Genomic DNA, 21,323 nt, shown 5'->3' on the forward strand with positions numbered 1-21,323 from the left:
ATGCTAACCGCACCGTCGGCGCCGTGTCGCAATCACGACATGGCAGACAAACGGCACGGGTGACACCTGGCGCGGCGCGTGTCCGATCACCCACTCTCATGTGCACTGGTTGTTGCTACGAGAGGTTTCACCCCCATGCACTGGTCCGCCCATGTGACGGTGGCAGGAGTCACCACGGCCGCCCTGTTGAGCTCCCCGTTGGCGGCGGCCTCGGCCGCGGCCGAGCCCGGCGGCGGGAGCGTCCACCGCGTCACGCTGATCACCGGGGACGTGGTGACCGTCAGGCAGGCCGGGCCGGGCAGGCAGGCGGTGGAGGTGAAGCCGGGGCCGGGCCGTGAGCGGATGGCGTTCAGCACCACCGAGGAGAACGGCGAGCTGCGCGTCCTGCCCAAGGACGTCGTGCCCCTGCTGGCGGCCAAGCGGCTGGACCCGGCCCTGTTCTCGGTCACCCGGCTGATCGCCCAGGGGTACGACGACGCCAGGTCCGACAAGCTGCCGCTGCTGTTCCTCTACGACGGCGCCGCGCCGAAGAGCGCGTCCGCGCCCGAGCTGGAGAGCGTCAACGGCCGGGTGGTCGCCGCCGACAAACGCACGATCGGCGGGTTGTGGAAGTCGCTCGACGGGCAGCGGGCCACGCTGTCGCAGGGCGTGTCGAAGATCTGGCTGGACGCCAAGGTCAAGGCCACCCTCGACCACAGCGTGCCGCAGGTGGGCGCGCCGGAGGCGTGGCAGGCCGGGTTCGACGGCAAGGGCGTCAAGGTCGCCGTGCTGGACACCGGCGTCGACGCCACCCACCCCGACCTGGCCGGACGCGTCAAGCAGAGCAAGGTGTTCACCGGCGAGCCGAGCGTCCAGGACGGCAACGGGCACGGCACCCACGTCGCCGCCACCATCGCCGGCGGCGACGGCAGGAAGGGCGTCGCCCCCGGCGCCGAGCTGATGGTCGGCAAGGTGCTCGGCGACGACGGCTCGGGCACCCTGTCCGGCGTCATCGAGGGCATGGAGTGGGCCGCCGCCGAAGGCGCGTCGGTGATCAGCATGAGCCTCGGCGGCAGCCCGACCGACGGCACCGACCCGCTCAGCGAGGCCGTGAACACCCTCACCGAGCGCACCGGCGCGCTGTTCGTGGTCGCGGCGGGCAACGACGGCGCGGCCTACTCGATCGGCACGCCCGGCGCGGCGACCTCGGCGCTGACCGTCGGCGCGGTCGACGGCAAGGACGCGCTCGCGGAGTTCTCCAGCCGCGGCCCGCGCCTGGACGACGCGCCCAAGCCCGACCTGACCGCCCCCGGCGTGGCCATCGTCGCGGCCCGCGCGGCGGGCACCAGCATGGGCGAGCCGGTGGACGAGCGATACACGGCCGCGTCCGGCACCTCGATGGCCACGCCGCACGTGGCCGGGGCCGCCGCGATCGTCAAGCAGCGCCACCCCGCCTGGACGGCCGGACAGATCAAGGACGCGCTGATCGGCTCGGCCAAGCCCGTCCCCGGCCAGCAGATCGACGACGCCGGCGCCGGCCGCCTGGACGTGGCCCGCGCGGTGCGCCAGGGCGTGACCGCGACCGGCGTGGTCGACCTCGGCAAGCACCAGCAGGGCCAGGGCCCGGCCACGGCGCAGGGCGCCATCACCTACGCCAACGGCACGGCCGCCCCGGTCACGCTGCAGCTGGCCGCCACCCTCGACAAGGCCGAGCTCAGCGCCGCGTCCGTGACGGTCCCGGCGGGCGGCACCGCCGACGTCAAGGTCACGGTGGACCTGGCCGGGCTCTCCTTCGGCCGGTACGGCGGGCTGGTCACCGCCACGGCGGGCACGGAGCAGGTGCACACCACGCTGGCGCTGACCTGGAAGGGACCGCAGCACAAGGTCCGCTTCACCGCCGTCGACGCCGCGGGCAGGCCGACCGGCGCCGACACGCTGTCGATGTTCGGCGCCTCGCAGCAGGACGACCTGTTCACCTGGCTGCCCCAGGAAGGGCTGACCGTGGAGGTGTCCGAGGGCACCTACATGACGCAGTCGCTCAACCTGGGCAGCGGCTGGGGCCGCACGCACCCGCGGGACGGCATGGTCGTCATCCCCGAGCTCAAGGTCGACCGCGACCTGGACGTGGTGCTCGACTTCCGCAAGACCACCCCGGTGACCATCAGGACCAGGGAACCCGCCGAGCAGGTGGGCATCTACACCTACTTCACCTACCGCGCGTTCGGCTCGCGCAAGATCTCCCAGGGCGTGATGAACTTCGACGTCATCGAGGGGCTCAACGTCTCGCCGACCCAGCCCGTACGGGACGGCTCGTTCGAGTTCGCCTCGCGCTGGCAGCTCGTCGCGCCGAAGCTCACCGCCCGCGTGCCCGGTTCCGGCGAGCCGTACCCGATGGGCTTCCTGGGCCGGTCGCCGGGCGTGGACGGGCGGCACATGTGGCGGCTGGCCGACGGTGCCGCCGGGTCCAAGGGCAAGGCCGCGGTCATCCGCAGCGAGGACATCGACTGGTCCGACCCGTCCGGGGCCGCGATCAAGGCGGGCGCGGTCGCCGTGATCCTGGTGCTCTCCCCCGACGACGCGTTCGGCCACGGCTGGCGGCCGGTCGGCGCCGACCTGCCGATCCCGGCGCTGGTGGTCGCCAGTGACGACGGGCAGCGGATGCTGGAGCGGATGCGGAAGGGCAACGCCAAGCTGGAGGTCACGGGACAGATGGACTCGCCCTACCTCTACGACGTCATGCAGGTCTCCGACGGCCGGGTGCCGGACAAGATCGTGCATGAGGTGAACGACGGCAACACCGCCCGGATCACCACGACCTATGCCGACAACGGCGGTTTCGGCTGGGCCAAGGAGCAGCGCTTCGGCTGGCGTCCCTGGCAGTCGTACGCGCTGGGCCAGCAGATGGAGACCCAGCGGATCGTCAGGACGCCGCTGCGCCGCACCGAGTACGTCAGCGCCGACGGCTCCTTCTGGCAGCACCTCGTCAACCACCAGTACGTCTGGGACGAGATGGGCCGCCTGCTCGACGGCATGACCGAGCAGCCGCGCAGCTACCAGCCCGGCGCGCGGATCAGCGAGAGCTGGCACGCCCCGGTGGTCCGCCCGGCGATCCCCGGCTGGCTCAAGCCGTCCACCCGGGAGGGCGACACGATGGAGATCCGCGTCCCCGAGTTCGTGGACTCCTCCGGGCACGTCTCCCGCGCGGGCGTCGACAACGACACCGCCTCGGCCCGGTTCTTCCGCGACGGCACGCTGGTGGCCGAGCGCGACGCCGCCTGGGGCGCGTTCCCCGCGGCGCCGCAGGAGGCCGCCTACCGGCTGGAGCTGTCCACCAGGCGCACCTCGGAGGAGTGGACCACGGCCACCGCGACCGAGACGGCCTGGACGTTCCGCTCCAAGCCGGGCGACCGGGTGCTGCCGCTGCTGCAGGTCGACTATGACGTGCGCCCGGAGCGCCCCGGTCTGGTGGGCTTCGCCGTACGGCATCAGGAGGGCGTGACCGGGGCGCGCGCGAAGGACCTGAAGCTGGAGCTGTCCTACGACGACGGCGCGACGTGGCGGCGGCAGCCGGTGATCCCGCTCGGCGACGGCCGCTACGACGCGATCGTCCTGCGCCCGCACCCGTCGCTGCGGGTCACCGCCACCGACTCGGCCGGCAACACGGTCCGGCAGACGGTGATCAGGGCCTACTGATCGGTCAGAGCCAGTTCTCGCGGGCGGCGTGCCAGGCCAGTTGCATCCGGGTCTGCGCACCCGCCCGCTCCATCAGGTAGGCGATCCTGCGCTGCACCGTCCGCTGGGAGATCTTGAGCTGGGTGGCGATCGACTTGTCCGGGACGCCGGCGACCAGCAGCGACAGCAGGTAGAGGTGGTCGGCGTCGAGCGGGCTGCCCGGGCTGGTGAGGCTGACCGGGGTGGCCCGCTCCCACAGGCTCTCGAACAGGGCCTTGAGGGCGTCGAGCAGGCTGCTGGGCCGGATCAGCGCGGCGGTCAGCTGGGTCAGGCCGTCGGTGTGCTGGATGAGCGGGAGCACGCCGAGCTCGCCGTCCGCGATGATCATCCGTACCGGCAGGACGGGCAGCGCGCGGGCCTGCTCCCCCAGCGTGATGCCGTCGGCGAGGTTGACCAGCATGCCGGGTTCCTCCAGCAACGCCCCTTCGTAGATGACGCGGTAGCCGACGCCGCGCCGCAGCGCCGCCAGCTCCTCGCCGTTCTCCTGCGAGCTCATCGCCACGTGCCCGGCCCGGCACAGGCTGAGCACCTCGTGCCGGGCGCCGTCCTGGAGCAGCCGGAGCTGCTCGCGCAGCGCCGCCCGGCTGGTGATCACCTCGATGAGCTGCGCGGCCTCGCGCCGCCTGGCGTGCGCCAGGTACTCCCCCGTGAGCTGCTCCATGGCGTGCCGCGCCCGGTCGACCTCGGCCTGCCGCCGGTGCAGCCGGGCCGCGAGCGCGACGTCGGGGGCGACCGCCGTGAACCGGCCGGGCTCGCCGGGAACGGCGCGCGCCAGCCCCTTGGCCAGCAGCGCGCCGAGCGCCTGCCGCGCCGTCTCGACCGGCACGCCCAGCTCCTCGGCCAGCGCGTCGGGCTCCACCTCGGTGGTCCTGACCAGCAGCCGGTAGGCGGCCTCCTCCTCCGCGCCCAGCCCCGCCGCGCTCAGCACGTGCCGCACACGGCCCGATCAAGATTCATCCGGCCATTGTAGGGAGCGGCCGCCGGGGCGACGGCCGGGCCTGTCACGTCACCAGTTCGGTGCGCAGTTCATGGCTGTCGTCGGGGAGCCGGGCCTCGTAGAAGATCCGGTGGCTGCCGTCGGGGAGCGGGAGCACGTCGAGGTAGCGGACGCCGGCCACCGGCGGCCCGTCCGCCGGCGCCAGCAGCGGCGCTCCGCCGGCCCCGGTCGCGCCGGCGGGCGTGGCGAGGCCGGTGCGTTCGCGCCAGTTCTCCGCCGCCGAGGCGCGCCCGTCGTAGCAGGCCCGGCCGTCGGGCAGGACGCTGGTCAGCCGGGCGCCGCGGGCGTCCCACGAGCCGGGGCGGCCGGTGAGGACGGTGCCGCGCGGCCGCCAGTTCAGCCCGTCGTGGCTGGTGGCGTACGCGGTGCTCATCCGGTCCTCCGCGCCGGGCGTCTCCAGCGGGTGGCAGCAGATCCAGGCCCGCCATCCGGTGCCGTCGTACCGGATCACCGGGTCCTTGACGCCGGTCCGGGCGTCGCCGGTGAGCACCGGCCGGACGTCCGCCCCGGCCAGGCCCTCCGGGGACGCCGCCTCCACGACGCCGATCCACCAGTGCCTGGTCCCCGGCGTGGCGCAGCTGACGTACAACCGCCACCGGCCGGAGGGCAGGCGTACCAGGGCGGGGCGCTCCACCATCGCGGCGCCGAACCGGCCGCGCGGCAGGACGGCGACCGTGGTGAACCGCTCGCCGTCCGCGGAGCGGGCCACCGCGTTGTGGTCCTCGCCGCCGGCGCGTACGCGGTAGGCCAGGACGTACGTGCCGTCGGCGTCGAGCGTGGCGCTCGGCGCGCCGGCCCACTGCTGCGGCCCGCGACCGGGCGCCGGAACGGCGACGACGTGCCGCTCCTTCCCCGGGTCGGGCAGCGGGAAGGAGGGCACGAGCGGAGAACGGGGGCAGGCGCTTGCGGTCATGGTCCGAGTCTGCGCGGGAGCGGGATCGCGCGGCAGTGGCAGTACTGCTCATGTACGGGAATTTCCTGCCATACTCGGTGACCGGGATCCGGCATCCCTCACGAAAGGGCGACATGACGGCACGATCGGCACGACAGCCCGCTCCGGCCCGCGCGGGCAGAGCGGCGGACAGGCCGGTTCCGCCCGGCTGCCACCTCCCCACGGCGGGCGCGTCCGCCGGGCGTGGACGGTCGTCGTGACCGCGGGCCTCGACGTGCCCGACGGGCGTGGCCGTACCGGCCTGGACCAGGCGGGCCGCGACCTGACCGGCAACCCCCGGGTGCGGGTGCGCGACGTGCGGCTCCTGGCCTGCAACTGGTACGTCCTGCGCACCACCACCTTCGACTACCAGCACGCCGACGGCCACTGGAGCACCCAGCAGCGGGAGACCTACGACCGCGGCAACGGCGCCACCGTGCTGCTGTACGACCCCGCCCGCCGCACCGTCCTGCTGACCCGGCAGTTCCGCTACCCCGCCTACGTCAACGGGCACCCCGACGGGATGCTCCTGGAGACCGCGGCCGGGCTGCTGGACGACGACGCGCCGGAGGAGGCGATCCGGCGCGAGGCCGCCGAGGAGACCGGCCACACCGTCGGCGAGGTCGAGCCGGTCTTCTCCGTCTACATGAGCCCGGGATCGGTCACCGAACGCCTGCACTTCTACGCCGCGCCGTACAGCGCCGCGACCCGCACCTCGGCGGGCGGCGGGGTCGCGGCGGAGGGCGAGGACATCGAGGTCGTGGAGCTCGACTTCGACCACGCACTCGACCTGATCGGGCGGGGCGAGATCGCCGACGCCAAGACCATCATGCTGCTGCAGTGGGCGGCGCTGAGCGGCCCCTTCTCCCCCGCCCGCACGCCGGACCGGACCGCCGCGCGGCCGTAGGGATCGGCGTCACGGCAGGCGGCGGAAGGCGCGGCGGTAGGCGGCGGGGGCGACGCCGCGGCGGGCGGCGAAGTGGTGGCGCAGGGTGTCGGCGCCGCCGAACCCGGCGCGGACGGCCACGGCCTCCACGCTCAGCTCGGTGGTCTCCAGCAGCTCCTCGGCCAGCTGGAGGCGGCGTTCGAGCAGCCAGCGGTGCGGGGTGGTGCCCGTCAGATCCTTGAACCGCCGGGCGAACGTGCGCGGCGACATGGCCGCGCGCGCCGCGAGCGTGTCCACCGTCAGCGGCCGGTCGAGGTGCTCCTGGATCCAGTCGAGCAGCTCCGCCAGTTCGTACGGGGTGCGCCGCGGCGGCATGGGCGCCTCGACGTACTGGGCCTGCCCGCCGGCGCGATGGGCCGGGACGACCAGGCGCCGGGCCAGGGCGTTGGCCGTGGCGGCTCCGTACTCCAGCCGGATGAGGTGCAGGCAGGCGTCGATCCCGGCCGCGGCTCCGGCGCTGCTGAGCACGGGGCCGTCCTCGACGTACAGGACGCCGGGCTCGACGGTGATCCGGGGATGACGGCGGGCGAGCAGGCCGGCGAACTGCCAGTGGGTGGTGGCGCGCCGGCCGTCGAGCAGCCCGGCGGCGGCCGGCAGGAACGCGCCGGTGCAGACGGTCAGCACCCTGGCGCCGCGCCCGACCGCGTCCCGCAGCGCCGCCAGCAGGGCGGCGGGGACGGGCGCGTCGAGCCGCGGCCAGGCCGGGACGGCCACCAGATCCGCCTCGGCGAGCCGGTCGAGCCCGTGCTCGACGTGGACGGCGAACCCCGAGGTCGTGGGGATGGCGCCGGGCTCCGCCGCGCAGACCGCGAAGTCGTGGACGGGCAGCCCGTCGTCGGTGCGGTCCAGCCCGAACACCTGGCAGACGATCCCGAGCTCGAACGCGGCGACCACGTCCCCGACCACGGCCGCGACCCTGCGCATCACGCCCGCCAGTATGGCAGGAACTTCCCGGACCCCGGCATTTCCGCCGCGCGGCCAGGTGAGTGCCCGCACTGCCCGGACATAGCCCCCGGACCACCGGCGGGCGGCTCGGCGTTTGCGGCGCGCTTCCTCGGGCATGGCGTGCTGACCCAGGAGAACGTGAGTTCGAGGAGAGTCAGCATGAGTCACGGACCGGTGGAGAAGGACCCCGACGAGTGGACGACCGGTGACGAGCCCATGACCGGCCCGCAGGAGTCCTACCTGCACACCCTGGCCAGGGAGGCGGGCAGGGAGGTGCCCGGCGGGCTGAGCAAGGCCGAGGCGTCCCGGTTGATCGACGAGCTCCAGGAGAACAGCGAGCGCCTGCGCGCGTCCGGCGCCTCGCCGGAGGGCGCCGGCTGATCCGCCGGGCGCTGCCCCGCCAAGGGGAGGCGGTTCCCCCGCGAGAGGGAGATCGCGGGCGGGCCGCGCGGCCTACCGTGGGCGGCCATGAGATCACTGACACGGCCCGCGCTGCTGGCCGCAGGCTGGGCGGCGGCGGCCGCGCTCGTGCTGGTGGCACCGGGGAACCTGGTCATGCGGCTGGCGTTCGGCAAGCTCGACGACCCCGCGCTGGCCCGGCAGTCGCTGCTCGCCGCGCTGGGGGTGCTGCTGGCGCTGGCGGCCGTCCGCTTCGGGACGCGTACCGCCGCGCGGCCGCACCGGCGGCGGGCCGACGGGACGGTCCGGCCCGCCCGCTGGGCCAGGGCGGCGACCTGGACGGCGGCCGTCCTGCCGGTGCTCGGCTTCTCGGTGCCGCACCTGGCGTGGGGGCTGGGCCTGCCGCTGGGCGTGGCGGAGGGCTCCCGCGCGGGCCTGGCCGAGCTGGGCGGCTCGGCGGTGTTCTGGGTGCTGCTCGTCGCCGGGCCGGTGGCCGGGGGCCTGCTCACCCTGGGACTGATCGCCCGATGGGGACAGATCGTCCCGCGGTGGGTGCCCCTGGCGGGGGGACGGCGGGTGCCGCGCGCCCTCGCGGCGGTCCCTGCGGCGGCCGTGGGCATGCTGGTCGGCCAGTACGGCGCGATGATGACGAGCTGCCTCGCGTTCGGCGTCACCCGCAGGTGCGCGCCCGGCGGCGGCGTCGAGGTCCTGGACGGGAGCTGGGGATTCGCCGGGACCTACCCGGTCTTCCTGCTCTGGGGGACGTCGCTGCTGGCCGCCGCCGCCGGCTACCTGGACACGACCGCGCGGGCGCCGGTCAGTGGCTCATCCAGTGGCTCATCCAGTGGCTCATCCAGTGGCTCATCCAGTGGCTCATTCAGTGGCTCATGACGTGCCGGCGCTTCGGGGGCTTGCCGTAGCCGAGCAGGCCCATCATGCCCTGCTCCTGGTGGTAGAGGTTGTGGCAGTGGAACATCCACTCGCCGGGGTTGTCGGCGTGCACGTCGATACTGATCCGCTTGTACGGCATGACGTTCACGGTGTCCTTCCGCGGCCCGCCGCGCTCGGTCGTCCGGACCTGGAAGGTGTGGCCGTGCAGGTGCATCGGGTGCCACATGTGCGTGTCGTTGTGCATGACGATCCTGATCGTCTCGCCCCGGTCGACCCGCAGGCGCAGCGGGTCGTCGCCGAGGTGCCCGTTCATGGGCCACTCGCTGCCGGAGGTGCCCTGACGCCAGCCGAGCGTGACGGTGACCGTCCTGGACGGCGGGCGCAGCTGGTCGCGGCGGCGCGCCTGGAGGTCCTGGTAGGCGAGCTGCCGCCGCTGGAGCTCCGGCACGGCGCCGTCCGCTGACGGCGTGCGCGCGCCGGGCGTGGTGCGCACCACCGCGAACGCCCGCCCGGCCTTGCCCTCCGCCATCGCCATCAGCGGGAACGCCCCCGCGTCGAGCGTGACGACGAAGTCGTAGCGCTCCCCCATGCCGATCACGACCGTGTCCACGGTGACCGGCTTGACCGGGAAACCGTCGGTGTGGGTGATGGTCAGGCGGTGGTCGCCGAGCGCCACCCGGAAGGCGGTGTCGGCGGCCGCGTTGATCACCCGGAACCTGGCGCGCACGCGGGGACGGCTCATGAAGACGGTGGGCTCGTCGGCGGTGCGGCCGTTGACCAGGTAGTACGGGTAACGCGCGTGCCCGGACGTGCCGCCGAGGACGTGGCTGCTCAGGGTGTCGTCGTGCGGGGTGGTGCTCAGGGCGCGCAGCGTGTCGTCGGGCGTGCCGTTGACGCCGTCCTGCCAGTCGTCGAGGACGACCGTGAACTCCTGGTCGTATTCGAGCGGCTCGTACGGGTCCTCCACGATCAGCGGGCCGTACAGGCCGCGGTCGCTCTGCATGCCCACGTGGGAGTGGTAGAAGTAGGTGCCCGGGTCGGGGACGGTGAACACGTAGTCGAACGTCCCGCCGGGCTGGGTCGGCCGCTGCGAGAGGCCGGGCGCGCCGTCCATGTCGGCGGCGATCCTGATGCCGTGCCAGTGCACGGTGGTCGGCGCGGGCAGGTCGTTGACGAGCCTGGCCCGTACCGTGCCGCCGGCCGTGGCCCGGATGGTCGGGCCGGGCAGCAGGCCGTCGTAGGCCCAGGTGGACACCGTCCGTCCGCCGAGGGACACGGTGGCGGGCGCGGCCCGCAGCACCCTCCGGCCGGCCGTCTCGGCGGCCCTTCCCGCCGACGGCCCGGCGGACGCGCCGGCGACGGCCGACGGAACGGCGCCCAGGGCGGCGAACATGCCGCTGACGAACAACCTGCGGGACACGGTCCCACGCGAATCAGTCACTACGGATCCCCCTCATCCACCTCGCAAAATAACGGAGAGTCACCGCGGAAGGACGACGCCACGCGCGGCGGGCGGTTCAAGATCGCCGTACTCCGGCCGGGGACGGCCCGCACCCCGGCCCCGGCGCCGTCGCGACGCCGAGATCCCGGCATACTGGGCCACCGGATCGTCACTTTCCAGGGAGATCATGCGCATGAGCACCCCGTCGCCGCAGCCGGGGACGAGCGGGCCGTCCGTCCGGATCGGCGCGCTCGTCCCGCTCACCCCGCCCGGCTGGGTCGAGGCGGGCCGCCACCTGCTGGCCGGGCTGGAGCTGGCCGCACGGGACGTCAACGACGCGGGCGGCATCGGCGGACGGCCGCTGGAGCTGGTGGTCCGCGACACCGCGGCCGACCCGCGGAAGGCGGCGGCGGCCGTGGACGAGCTGGCCCGGCTCGGGGTGGCCGCGCTGGCCGGCGAGTACCACAGCGTGGTCGCCCGCGCCGCCGCCGCCCGCGCCGAAGCCGTCGGGCTGCCGTTCCTCTGCTCCTCGGCGGTCCTCGACGCGCTCACCGAAGAGCCCGCGACGTGGGTCGCGCGCCTGGCCCCCGCGCAGTCGCGCGGCTGGCGGATCTTCGCGGACTTCCTCCTCGGCGCGGGCCACGAGCGCGTCGCGGTGGCGACGCAGCCGAGCCTCTACTGGGCGTCGGGGCTCGGCGTCCTGCGCGACCGCCTCGCCGCCCGCGGCGGCACGGTCACCGAGCTCGACCTGACCGCGCTCACCCCCGCGGCCGTGTGCGACGAACTCGCCCGCGACGGCGCGACGGCGCTGCTTCTCCTGGCCGGCCACCCGGAGCCGGCGGTGCCGGTCGTCCGGGCCGTGCGCCGCGACCGGCGGCTGGCCGGCACCCTGATCGGCGCGCCGGCCGGGCAGCCGGAGTTCCCGGGATGGGCCGAGTCGCTGGGCGACGACGGCGCCGGGATCCCGTTCCTGCGCTACCTGCCCGAGAGCCTGAGCCCCCTCGGCGGCCGGGTGGCGGCGGCCCTGCGCGAGCGGCTGGCCGCGACGCCGTCGTTCGTCGCCTTCGAGGGCTACGACACGGTCACCGTGGTGGCCGAGGCGCTGCGGTCGCACGGCGTGGACCGGGCGGCCGTCGCCGGATCCTGGCCGCACGTCGCGGTCGAGGGCACCCGGGGGACGATCCGGTTCTCCCGCGCGCCGGGCGTCGGCGTCTGGCAGTGGGCCTGGCCCCCGATCCAGGTCGCCGACCGCGACCCGGCGAACCCGGCGCGCTTCCGCACCCTGCACACCGCCTGACCGTCGCGCGGGATGCCTCAGGAGGGGTGGCGGGACACGTCGTGTCGCTCCGTCAGCTGTTCGAGGCCGGCCGACCGGTAGGTGGCGACGCCGCCGGTGTTGGAGCTCGGGCAGCACACGAGCACGCTGGACGAGCCGGCCTCCCGCAGCGCGCGCGCCGCGGCGACGGTGATCGCCCGGCCGTGCCCGCGCCCCCGGTGGGCTTGGTGCACCCCCATCGGCTCGATCAGCCCCGGCCTGCCCGCACCGGCCGACCACACCGCCACGGCCGCCACCGCCGCGCCCTGGTCGTCGCGGGCGAGCAGGCACCGCGCGCCGGTGTACGGGACGCCCGCCGCCATCGCGTGCCAGCGCTCCTCGGTGAAGGTCGAGCCGTCGAACGACGCCCGGATGACGGCGGCCCACTCGTGCGCCTGCTCCGGCCCGGCCGTCTCGACGTGCACGCCGGGATCCGGGACAGGCGCGGCGAGGTCGCGACCGAGGACCGTCCACGGGTCGTCGGCCGCCCAGCCGTCCTTCAGCAACAGGTCCCGGACCAGCGCGCCCGGCGGCGACTCGAGGTACACGCGCCCCTCGGGCAGCACCCCGCGTCCGGGCTCCGACACGTCGCCGGCAATCCGGCGGGCCAGATCCTCGTCCTGCGAGGCCCCCGGCGCGAACGCCAGCCGCAGCAGGTCGGCGCCGTCCAGCAGCCCGGCCGCGACGACCTGCCCGGCCCGGCGCCAGGTCAGGGTGGCCGCCGCCGTGCGCTCCGGGCCGAACCGCCAGAACCATCCCAGGTCACCCGGATGCAGTTGCACGGGCTCTCCTTCGCGCTGCCACTCCCCCAGCAGCCGCACCACGTCGCCGAGCCCGTCGATCCCCGCCCTGCCCGTCTCGATCGTCATCCCCCGATCACACACCACCCCGCCCGCCGCCCGCACCCGGTTTTCCCGCGGGCCGGCCGGGCGGTTCTGCCGGCTCAGGCCACGTCGGGGTGGACGCGGAAGCGGTCCCAGACCCGGTGCAGGGGCAGCAGGGCGAGCACGTCGCGCAGCACCCCCTCGCCGTCCTGGCCGGTGACGACGCCCGGCGCCTGCGCGGGGATCCCGGCGGCCTGCAGCGCCTGCGCGGCCGTGCCCCAGCCGCCGACGGCCTTGGCGTGCCGGTACGCCTCCCCGACCAGGAGCAGCACGCGCGGGTCGACCGGGGTGCCGCCGTCGCCGGCCTTGGCGTCGCGGGCGCCGTACGCGTCGTCGCCCGGGGCCGGCGCCCCGGCCAGCAGCACCGCGTCGAACTCGACCGAGCGGGCCGTGGCGAAGGTGCGCTGGACGGCCAGCGTGCCGCCCAGCATGCCGCCCTTGGGCGCGATGACGAGCGGCGTCATCCCGCCGTCGAGCACGGCCTGGCGGACGGCGCCCACGACGCCGAGGTCGCTGGCCTCGTCCGCGACGATGCCGATGATCCGGCCGTCCAGCGGCCACTCCCGGCCCACCTGCGACAGCGCCGGGCTCGGCGCCTGGTCGGCGAGCGGCACGGTGGGCTCGGGGACGGGCAGCCCGAGGCCGTCGGCGACCTCCCGGCACAGGACCGGGTCGATGTTGGCCAGCACCCGGAGCTGGCGTTCCTTGACCGCCTGCTCGTAGCACTTGCCCAGCTCGAAGGTGTAGGCGCTGATCAGGTGCTCGCGCTCGACCGGGGACAGGCTCAGCCAGAACAGCCGCGGCTGGCTGTAGTGGTCGGAGAAGGTCGCCGGCGCCTCGCGCACCTTGCGTCCGGCGACCTCCAGCGGCACCTCGACGTAGGCGCCCTGCTCGGCGCCGGCCTGGAAGGGGCAGCCGCCGTCCAGGGAGTTCGGCCGGTACGGGGCCACCCCGCGGTGGACGGCCGTCTGGTGGAAGCCGTCGCGCAGCATGTCGTTGACCGGCGCGTGCGGCCGGTTGATGGGGATCTGCGCGAAGTTCGGGCCGCCCAGGCGGGTGATCTGCGTGTCGAGGTAGGAGAACAGCCGCGCCGCCAGCAGCGGGTCGTCGGTGATGTCGATGCCCGGCACGAGGTGCCCGACGTGGAAGGCGACCTGCTCGGTCTCGGCGAAGAAGTTCGACGGGTTGGCGTTGAGCGTCATCAGGCCGACCGGGTGGACGGGGGCCAGCTCCTCGGGCACGATCTTCGTCGGGTCCAGCAGGTCGATGCCCTCGAACATCTGCTCGGGCGTGTCCGGGAAGACCTGGATGCCCAGCTCCCACTGCGGGTGCGCGCCGGCCTCGATGGCGTCGGCGAGGTCGCGCCGGTGGAAGTCGGGGTCGACGCCGCCGGCGATCTGGGCCTCCTCCCAGGTCAGGGAGTGCACGCCGAGCTTGGGCTTCCAGTGCCACTTGACCAGCGTCGTCTCCCCCGCCGCGTTGACCAGGCGGAAGGTGTGCACGCCGAAGCCTTCCATCATGCGGAACGAGCGCGGGATGCCGCGGTCGGACATGTTCCACATCGTGTTGAAGGTGGCCTCGGTGTGCAGGGAGACGAAGTCCCAGAACGTGTCGTGCGCGCTCTGCGCCTGCGGGATCTCCCGGTCGGGATGCGGCTTGCCGGCGTGGATGACGTCGGGGAACTTGATGCCGTCCTGGATGAAGAAGACCGGGATGTTGTTGCCGACCAGGTCGAACACGCCCTCGGCGGTGTAGAACTTGGTGGCGAAGCCGCGGGTGTCGCGGACGGTGTCGGCCGAGCCGCGCGAGCCGAGCACGGTGGAGAAGCGGACGAACACCGGGGTCCTGGCGCCCTCGGCGAGGAAGGCCGCCTTGGTGATGTTCGAGGCGGTGCCGTACGCCTGGAACACCCCGTGGGCGGCGGCGCCGCGGGCGTGCACCACCCGCTCGGGGATGCGCTCGTGGTCGAAGTGCATGACCTTCTCGCGCAGGTGGTGGTCCTGCAGCAGCACCGGGCCGCGCGGGCCGGCCTTCAGCGAGTGGTCGGTATCGCGCAGCCGCACCCCCTGGGCGGTGGTCAGGTACTCGCCACCCTGGGCCATCTCATCCTGCGAGGCGCCGGTGGGCTGCCCGGTGGGCGAGACGGTGTCGGGCCCGGTCTGGTCCGGCTTGGGCGGCAGCGGTTCCCGCGGTTCGGTCGGCTCCTCAATCTGGGGCGGCAGGCTGTTGGGCACTCCGGGGATCTCGGCCGGCTGCACCGCGTCGTGATCGGTGACGGCGCCGACGACCTTGTCCACGGCGGACTTGAGCGGGTGAGAGTCGTTCATGCTTGGTTCCTTAGGAAGGGCCACAACGGATTGACCAGGTCTGGCGCCTCCCTACCCATGCTCAGCCGTATAACCCGAATCGCCGCACTTCAGGGCGGTTCGCGACCCCGCGCGACCACGATCGGAGCCCCTCCGGAGCAGCACGGGCACCGCCGATCCGGTTTTCGCGTTCTTTGCCCTGCGTTGGGGTGTTCTTGGTTTGGCGGAGGCCGTCCGGGTAGCCACAGGCGGCATCAATCCCACGAGGAGGGCACCCATGAGTGAATACCCGACGGGGACCGGCCAGGAGGGAACGCTCCAGCAGGGCAAGGCCGCCGCGCAGGAGGTCGCCGGGACCGCCAGGCAGGCCGGCGTCCAGGTGGCCGGCGAGGCCAGGGCCCAGGCCAGGAACGCCGTCGACGAGCTGCGCGACCGGGTGCGCGCCCAGTCCGAGCAGCAGAGCCGGCGGGCCGCGCAGAGCCTGCGCGAGTGGTCGGAGGACCTGTCGGCCATGCACGAGCAGGCCAAGCCCGACTCGCCGGTGACCAACGTCGTACGCCAGGCCGCCGACCAGGGCCGGCGCGCGGCCGACTACCTCGACAGGCACGGCCTGGCCGGGGTGGTCGGCGAGGTGCAGAGCTTCGCCCGCCGCCGTCCGGCCGCGTTCCTGGCCGGCGCCCTGGCCGCGGGCTTCCTGGTGGGCCGCGTCATCAAGGCCTCCGGCGACGGCTCGGGGACGGCGTCCCAGCCCGCGACGCCGTCGCCGCCCGCCGACCCCACCCTGCCGAGCGTCGCGCAACCCGGAACGGCGCCGCCGCAACCGCTCCACCGGCCGCTCGGCGACCCCCTCGGGCAGGACGACACCCGCCCGGTGCCGCCGCTCACCACGCCACCGGCCGCCCCCGCCGCTCCCGCCTACGGCGCCGGGAGTGACCTGCCGTGACCGCGCAGCCCGAGGAACCGACGCTCGGCCAGCTGGTCGGCGAGATCGGCGAGGACATCTCCAAACTGTTCCGCCAGGAGGTGGAGCTGGCCAAGATCGAGCTCCGCCAGGAGGCGACCAAGGCGGGCAAGGCGGCCGGGATGCTCGGCGGCGCCGGCTTCGCCGGTTACATGATCGCGCTGCTGGTGACCCTGGCCGTCATGTTCGGCCTGGGCGAGGTGATGGGCCTGGGCTGGGCCGCGCTCGTTCTCGCGGTCGTCTGGGCGGTCATCGGCGCAGTGCTGTACGTCAACGGGCGCAACCGGCTGCGCGAGATCAACCCCAGACCCGAGCAGACCATCGAGACGCTCAAGGAGGACGCGCAATGGGCACGCGACCTGAGGAAGTGAGAAACGAGATCGCCGCCACGAGGGCCGAACTCGCGGCCGACGTGGACCGGCTGGCCGACCGGACGAGCCCGGCGCGGATCGCGCGCCGCCGTACCGAACGGGTGCGGGAGGCGGCGCGAACCTTGCGGGAGCGGGTGATGGGAACCCCCTCCCATGGCGTGCCCCATGCCCCGGGCCGGGCCCGGCACGGCGTCGCCGCCACCGCCGGCTCGGTGGGCGAGGGGGCGCACCAGGCCGGCCAGGCGGTGATGGAGGGCGCCCACCAGGCGGCCGGCACCGTGCGGCACGGCGCCCACGTGGCGGCCGAGACCGTCCGGGCCGCGCCGGAGCAGGCCAGGCGGGGCACCCAGGGCAACCCCCTGGCGGCCGGGCTGATCGCCTTCGGCGCCGGTCTGCTGGCCGCCACGCTCATCCCCGCCACCGAGGCGGAGGAGCTGGCCGTCGGCCAGCTCCGCGACCAGGTCGGCGACGTGCTGGAGCCGGTCGTGGAAGCCGGCCGCGAGTCGGCGCAGCAGCTCGGCCAGGACGCCAAGGAGCTGGCGGGGCAGGCCGTCCAGCAGGTGAAGGACAGCGCGTCGGAGGCGGCCGCCGCCACCGCCGACCAGGCCCGCGAGCAGGCCCGCCAGGTGGGCGGCCACCACTAGACGCCCGCCCGGACGTGCCCGGGCCCGCACAGCCGCGTCAGGCCGTGCGGGCCTGCGCCGTTGTCCGGCGGGTCACCTGGCGTCCCCGGCCTCCTCCGTGGCCGCGGTGTCCGGGGGCTCGAAGGCCAGGGGCAGGCACAGGCCGATCTGCGCGTAGATCTCCAGCTGGTCGTAGTAGAGGCGCTGGCTGGCGACGAGCCCGTCGCGCAGGTCCCAGAACCAGCAGGCCCGCACGGTGATCTGGCGGCCGGTCGCGGCCAGCACCTCGCCGCCGACCGTCAGGTAGGGGCCGGAGTGCGTCCCGGTCGCCGTCAGCTCGGTGGCGATCGTGTCCCCCAGGGCGACGGTGTCCCACAGCGTGAAGTGCAGGTCGGGAAAGCCGTCCCAGATCTGGGTGAAATAGGAGGCGATCTCCTCACGGCCGCCGGCCTCCATCTCGGGGGTCACGACGACCGCGTCCGGCGTGTAACACCGCGACACCGCCTCGACGTCGTGCGCGTTGGCCGCGCCGAGCAGCCGGTGCACGATGTCGTCCGGCGGCGGCGGCACCTCTTCCATGCCAGGGACCGTACCCGGGACAGGGCAGCGCACCGTCAAACGGTCGTCGGCAGCGGCTCATGGATGGGTGGCCGCCGCCGGGGCCGCGGGCCTCCGGAGGGTGCGCAGCTCGCCGAGCAGGTCGCGGATCAGCGCGGAGCCGGCCAGTTCGCGGGTGGTGACGTAACCCACCCGGCGGCGGGGGGCGCCCTCGCCGAGTTCGGCCGTGGCGACCTTGGCCGGGGCGTCCACCGTGGACAGGCGGGGCACGATCGCCGCGCCGAGCCCGTGCCCGACCATCGACATGACGACGCCGTCGTCCTCGACCGTGAGGTCGCCGGGCGGGATCCACTCCTGCGCGGCCAGCCAGCGCCGGGTCTCGCCCGAGCAGTTCTCGTGCCAGTCGATCATGGGGAGCGACCGCGGGTCGGGATGCCCCAGCGGATGGGCCAGCACGTACGGCTCCTCGTACAGCTCCTGGCAGACCAGGCCGTCCACGTACGTCGGCAGGGTCAGGACGCCCACGTCGGCCCGGCCGTCGGCCACCTCGCCCGCGATGCCCCTGCCCAGGTCCGGGACGATGCGCACGTCCACGGTGACCTTGGGGTGCCGCTGCCCGAACCGGACCAGCACGCGCGGCAGCAGGTGGAAGGCGGCGCTGCGGAAGGCGGCCAGCCGGATGGTCCCGGTGGCCTCGCCGCGGGCGGCGGCGCGCGTGTCGGCGCGCATGACCTCCATGAGCCGCAGGATGTGCCGGGCGTGCCCGACCGCGGCCCGTCCCGCCGCGGTGGCCCGCGCGCCGGCGCGGCCCCGCTGGAACAGCACGGCTCCCGTCTTCCGCTCGGCCGCGCGCAGGGCGTGGGAGACGGCCGACTGGGTCAGCCCCAGCCGTACGCCGGCCGCCGTGACGCTGCCCTCCCCGTCGACGGCGACCAGGACGCGCAGTTCCGCGGGGGTGAGATCGTCCACGGCGGCCACAACGTATGAGGACCTCTCATGCATTCCGCGCCGACCCGCCGTCGGTCCGGGCTACGCGATCAGCAGGCGGAGGCCGAGCTCGGCCTCGTCGAGATCGAGCAGGTCCCGGTTGCGTGCGGCCCACCGGCCGGAGTCGAGGTCGGCCCGCAGGTCGCGCACCGCGCGCCGCTCGACGTCCGGCCCGAGCCTGGCCCAGACCGACATCCCGCGGCGGACGTCCTCCTCCAGGTACGCCTCCGGCCGCCGCCAGAAGGCCTCGAACAGGCCGTCGGCGCAGTCCCACGGGATGGGCACGGGTTCCAGCCGGGCCCCGATCGCCGCCGCCAGCTCGGTCACCGAGGGCCGGCCGGCCACGAGGGCGGCGACCTCGGGCAGGTAGTCGCGGGACAGCCAGAACCGGTCGCGCCAGCCGGCGTCGCCGGTGTCGTGGGTGAACACCACCACCCGCCGGGCGACGCGCCGCATCTCGCGCAGGCCGCCGAGCACGTCCGGCCAGTGGTGGACGGAGGAGACGGCCATCGCGGCGTCGAAGGACCGGTCGTCGAACGGCAGGCGCTCGGCCGACCCGGCCAGGCACGGCGCCGCCCCCGCCGGGCGCTGCGAGCGCATGAGCGCCGACGGCTCCACGGCCAGGACGTAACGATCGGGCGGCTCGTAGGACCCGGTGCCCGCGCCGACGTTCAGCACGGTCCTGGCGTCGCCGAGGGCGGCCCAGATGCGCGCGGCGATGCGCGGATCGGTGCGCCGGGTCGTGGTGTAGGCCGCTCCGATGGTGTCGTACAACGGCGCTCCGGACATTCGGCACCGCCTTCCCGGCCGTCACCGTCCGACGGGAGGCCGCTTGATCGTTGTTTTCGAATCGATCGGCAGGTGAAACCTCTTCACGGCCCTGGCTCGGCCGTCCTCACAACCGCCGGACGCGCAACACGGCCGTCAGCATCGGCAGGGTGAACTCGCCGTCGGCGGTCTCGGGCCGGCCGGCGAGGTAGGCGCGGATCCGGCCGAGCCGGGCCGCGCGTTCCCCTTCGGGCATGACGAGCATGCCCGCCCTGGTCGCGAGCGTCTCGGTGAGGGAGTCCGCGGTGCGGCGCTGGCCGTGCGGGAACAGCTCCTGCTCCGGCGTCCCGAACCGGGCGGGCGCGCCCGACCTGGACAGGTGCATCCCGGCCGTCTCGGCGCGCCAGGCGGCGGGCGTGTCGCGCGGGCCGACCGCCTCGCCGCCGCCGGCCCGCGCGAGCCCGGCCACCCAGCCGACGCCGTCGTCGAGCACGTTCCACAGGCCGGCCAGGACGCCGCCGGGCGCCAGGACCCTGGCGATCTCGGGCCCCGCGACGGCCATGTCGAACCAGTGCATGGCGTTGCCGGCCAGCACCGCGTCGACGGACGCGGCCGGCAGCGGGATCGCCTCGGCGCTGCCCGGCAGGGCGCGGACGTCCGGCAGCGCCCGCCGCAGCTCGGCCAGCATCGCCGGGTCGGGCTCGACCGCGACGACCTCGACGCCCAGCTCGACCAGCGTCGCGGTCAGCTTGCCGGTGCCCGCCCCGAGGTCGAGCACCCGCCGCCCCGGCGCCGCCGCCAGCGCCCAGCGCACGGCGGCGTGCGCGTAGTCCGGCCGGTGCTCGGCGTACGCGGCCGCCGCGGCTCCGAATGACGAGCTGTGACGTAGCCGTTCGTCCCGCTCCACGCGCTCTCCTTCCCCGCCCCGCCGCCCCGGCGGAGCCCTGAGTCACCCGCATCCTAAGATCACCGATCCCGGAACGCGCGGCGGCGTCTAGGACCGGGCGGGATCGGTGGCGCCGGTGTAGGCGGGGACGGGCAGCGGGCGGTCGAGGAGGAAGGCGCGGATCAGGCCGCGGTAGAGGTCGGGACGGCCGTTGGCGATCGAGTGGCCGGCGCCCGGGACGTACACCAGGGTCGAGTCCGGCAGGGTGCGCCGGTAGTCGTAGGTGACCTCCCACTTCAGGTAGTCGCACTGCCCGCGCATGATGAGCACCGGCACCCGTACCCCGCGCAACCGGGGCCGCGGGTCGGGGACGGCGGCGGCGTCCTCGGCGGTGATCTGGTTGCTGTAGAAGCCGGGCGGGTTCCCGTGCACAGGGGCGGGTCTCGCGTCCGCGCAGCCGGTGGCGTCCTTGGCCACCAGCAGCAGCGCGCGCATCCGGGCGTCGGCCTCGGCGTCGGGCACCAGCGTCCGCGCCGCGGCCGGGTTCACCCCCAGAAGCAACGACTGGACCAGCATGCGCGGGGAGCTCGTCAGCGCGTCGGCCTCGGCCTGGAGGGGGGCGGGCAGGCCGTCCCACGGGCTGCCGACGCCGCCGGGGAAGGCGGGCTCCCAGATCGCGCCCGGCGAGGTGAACACGGCCTTGGCCACCCGGTCGGGGTGGGCGGCGAGGTAGGCGGCCGACAGGGTGCCGCCCCACGACCTGCCCACCAAGACGATCTTCGGGGCGCCGATGGCCTGGCGGACGGCCTCCAGGTCGGCGACGTGGCGGGCGACCGTGTACCCGGCCGGGTCGGCCAGCCGGGTCGAGCGGCCGGCGCCGAGCTGGTCGTAGGCGTAGACGTCGAACCCGGCGGCGGCCAGCTCCTCGCTGCCCTCCGGCAGCCCCTCCCCGGGCGTGCCAGGCCCGCCGTGCAGGAAGATCACGGGCGGACGGCCGGCCGTGCCGGATCCGGCGAGCTTGACGTAGGCGAGCCGGGACCCCGTCGGGAGCTGCCAGTACGCGACCCCGGCGGGCGTCGGGGCCGGCGGCGGGACGGGGAAGGGCCGGAAGACCGCCGGCCCGGCGAGGGCGGCGACCGCCACGGTGTTCACCACCACGTAGGGCGGCACCAGCCGGGGCAGCCCCAGCAGCCGGAGCGCGGGACGCCCGAGCAGCCAGGTGACGGCGGCGACGGCGAGCACCCCCGCCCCCGTGAACAGCGGCACGGCGGCCGTCACGGCCGCCACGAGCAGGAAGACCAGAGCCCCGGCGGCGACCGCGGCGATCTCGGCGCCCACCAGCAGGATCGCGCCTGACACACGTTTCATGTGCCACAACGTTAGGAACGCGCGCGCCGCGTCTC

At 74.7% G+C, this 21,323-nt stretch carries 19 protein-coding genes; 8 read left to right on the plus strand and 11 right to left on the minus strand.

Annotation, left to right across the window (positions count from 1 at the left end):
- The first annotated feature begins 186 nt into the window (after nt 1-186).
- Nucleotides 187-3,672 carry a S8 family peptidase gene (locus ABT158_RS32965; protein ID WP_352360146.1) on the plus strand — a complete coding sequence of 1,162 codons (3,486 nt, stop codon included), beginning with the start codon at nt 187-189 and terminating at the stop codon, nt 3,670-3,672.
- 4 nt (nt 3,673-3,676) lie between these two features.
- Here ABT158_RS32965 and ABT158_RS32970 read toward each other — a convergent pair whose 3' ends face one another.
- Together ABT158_RS32970 and ABT158_RS32975 are read right to left on the minus strand one after the other, a co-directional pair.
- Complete coding sequence (locus ABT158_RS32970) at nt 3,677-4,648, minus strand: helix-turn-helix domain-containing protein (protein WP_352360148.1); 972 nt, start codon at nt 4,646-4,648, stop codon at nt 3,677-3,679.
- 64 nt (nt 4,649-4,712) lie between these two features.
- Complete coding sequence (locus ABT158_RS32975) at nt 4,713-5,621, minus strand: glycoside hydrolase family protein (protein WP_352360150.1); 909 nt, start codon at nt 5,619-5,621, stop codon at nt 4,713-4,715.
- A gap of 235 nt (nt 5,622-5,856) precedes the next feature.
- On the opposite strand from ABT158_RS32975, the gene ABT158_RS32980 reads away from it, so the two are divergent.
- Nucleotides 5,857-6,546, plus strand: coding sequence for an NUDIX domain-containing protein (locus ABT158_RS32980; RefSeq protein ID WP_352360152.1), 690 nt, complete (start codon nt 5,857-5,859; stop codon nt 6,544-6,546).
- A gap of 9 nt (nt 6,547-6,555) precedes the next feature.
- Here the strand turns inward: ABT158_RS32980 and ABT158_RS32985 are convergent, their stop codons facing one another.
- Nucleotides 6,556-7,509: a helix-turn-helix domain-containing protein gene (locus ABT158_RS32985; protein WP_352360385.1), complete on the minus strand. Its 954-nt coding sequence runs from the start codon at nt 7,507-7,509 to the stop codon at nt 6,556-6,558.
- 180 nt (nt 7,510-7,689) lie between these two features.
- On the opposite strand from ABT158_RS32985, the gene ABT158_RS32990 reads away from it, so the two are divergent.
- Both ABT158_RS32990 and ABT158_RS32995 read left to right on the plus strand, forming a co-directional pair.
- Nucleotides 7,690-7,911 (plus strand): DUF3072 domain-containing protein, encoded by a 222-nt coding sequence (locus ABT158_RS32990; RefSeq protein WP_352360154.1) that lies wholly within the window; start codon nt 7,690-7,692, stop codon nt 7,909-7,911.
- An 87-nt stretch (nt 7,912-7,998) separates the two neighbouring features.
- Nucleotides 7,999-8,820 carry a hypothetical protein gene (locus tag ABT158_RS32995; RefSeq protein WP_352360156.1) on the plus strand — a complete coding sequence of 274 codons (822 nt, stop codon included), beginning with the start codon at nt 7,999-8,001 and terminating at the stop codon, nt 8,818-8,820.
- Here the strand turns inward: ABT158_RS32995 and ABT158_RS33000 are convergent.
- On the minus strand, nt 8,807-10,240 hold the full coding sequence (locus tag ABT158_RS33000; protein ID WP_352360158.1) for a multicopper oxidase family protein: 1,434 nt from the start codon (nt 10,238-10,240) through the stop codon (nt 8,807-8,809). The genes ABT158_RS32995 and ABT158_RS33000 overlap by 14 nt on opposite strands.
- Before the next feature lie 214 nt (nt 10,241-10,454).
- On the opposite strand from ABT158_RS33000, the gene ABT158_RS33005 reads away from it, so the two are divergent.
- Complete coding sequence (locus ABT158_RS33005) at nt 10,455-11,558, plus strand: ABC transporter substrate-binding protein (RefSeq protein WP_352360160.1); 1,104 nt, start codon at nt 10,455-10,457, stop codon at nt 11,556-11,558.
- A gap of 17 nt (nt 11,559-11,575) precedes the next feature.
- On the opposite strand, the gene ABT158_RS33010 is transcribed toward ABT158_RS33005, so the two are convergent.
- Both ABT158_RS33010 and ABT158_RS33015 read right to left on the minus strand, forming a co-directional pair.
- The gene (locus ABT158_RS33010) at nt 11,576-12,445 is read right to left on the minus strand and encodes a GNAT family N-acetyltransferase (RefSeq protein WP_352360162.1); all 870 of its coding nucleotides are present in this window, start codon (nt 12,443-12,445) and stop codon (nt 11,576-11,578) included.
- 74 nt (nt 12,446-12,519) lie between these two features.
- On the minus strand, nt 12,520-14,787 hold the full coding sequence (locus tag ABT158_RS33015) for a catalase (protein ID WP_352360164.1): 2,268 nt from the start codon (nt 14,785-14,787) through the stop codon (nt 12,520-12,522).
- A 256-nt stretch (nt 14,788-15,043) separates the two neighbouring features.
- On the opposite strand from ABT158_RS33015, the gene ABT158_RS33020 reads away from it, so the two are divergent.
- From ABT158_RS33020 to ABT158_RS33030, 3 genes are read left to right on the plus strand one after another with little or no spacing between them, the layout of a single operon-like run.
- The gene (locus tag ABT158_RS33020) at nt 15,044-15,709 is read left to right on the plus strand and encodes an ATP synthase subunit B family protein (RefSeq protein ID WP_352360166.1); all 666 of its coding nucleotides are present in this window, start codon (nt 15,044-15,046) and stop codon (nt 15,707-15,709) included.
- Nucleotides 15,706-16,098, plus strand: coding sequence for a phage holin family protein (locus ABT158_RS33025; protein ID WP_352360167.1), 393 nt, complete (start codon nt 15,706-15,708; stop codon nt 16,096-16,098). The genes ABT158_RS33020 and ABT158_RS33025 overlap by 4 nt, the downstream gene beginning before the upstream one ends.
- Nucleotides 16,095-16,742: a DUF3618 domain-containing protein gene (locus ABT158_RS33030; RefSeq protein WP_352360169.1), complete on the plus strand. Its 648-nt coding sequence runs from the start codon at nt 16,095-16,097 to the stop codon at nt 16,740-16,742. Before ABT158_RS33025 ends, ABT158_RS33030 begins: the two co-directional genes overlap by 4 nt.
- Nucleotides 16,743-16,814: 72 nt before the next feature.
- Here the strand turns inward: ABT158_RS33030 and ABT158_RS33035 are convergent, their stop codons facing one another.
- The 5 genes from ABT158_RS33035 to ABT158_RS33055 form a co-directional block, all read right to left on the minus strand.
- Nucleotides 16,815-17,300 carry an ester cyclase gene (locus ABT158_RS33035; protein ID WP_352360171.1) on the minus strand — a complete coding sequence of 162 codons (486 nt, stop codon included), beginning with the start codon at nt 17,298-17,300 and terminating at the stop codon, nt 16,815-16,817.
- Nucleotides 17,301-17,357: 57 nt separating this feature from the next.
- Entirely contained in the window at nt 17,358-18,248 is an 891-nt protein-coding gene (locus ABT158_RS33040; RefSeq protein ID WP_352360173.1) for a LysR family transcriptional regulator, read from the minus strand.
- Between the two features lie 60 nt (nt 18,249-18,308).
- The gene (locus ABT158_RS33045; RefSeq protein ID WP_352360175.1) at nt 18,309-19,040 is read right to left on the minus strand and encodes a class I SAM-dependent methyltransferase; all 732 of its coding nucleotides are present in this window, start codon (nt 19,038-19,040) and stop codon (nt 18,309-18,311) included.
- Nucleotides 19,041-19,161: 121 nt separating this feature from the next.
- Nucleotides 19,162-19,941: a class I SAM-dependent methyltransferase gene (locus ABT158_RS33050; protein ID WP_352360177.1), complete on the minus strand. Its 780-nt coding sequence runs from the start codon at nt 19,939-19,941 to the stop codon at nt 19,162-19,164.
- An 87-nt stretch (nt 19,942-20,028) separates the two neighbouring features.
- Nucleotides 20,029-21,288, minus strand: a complete 1,260-nt coding sequence (locus tag ABT158_RS33055; protein WP_352360179.1) for an alpha/beta hydrolase — start codon at nt 21,286-21,288, stop codon at nt 20,029-20,031.
- Between the last annotated feature and the right edge of the window lie 35 nt (nt 21,289-21,323).

Source organism: Nonomuraea sp. NPDC001636, assembly GCF_040298265.1.
Lineage (GTDB): Bacteria > Actinomycetota > Actinomycetes > Streptosporangiales > Streptosporangiaceae > Nonomuraea.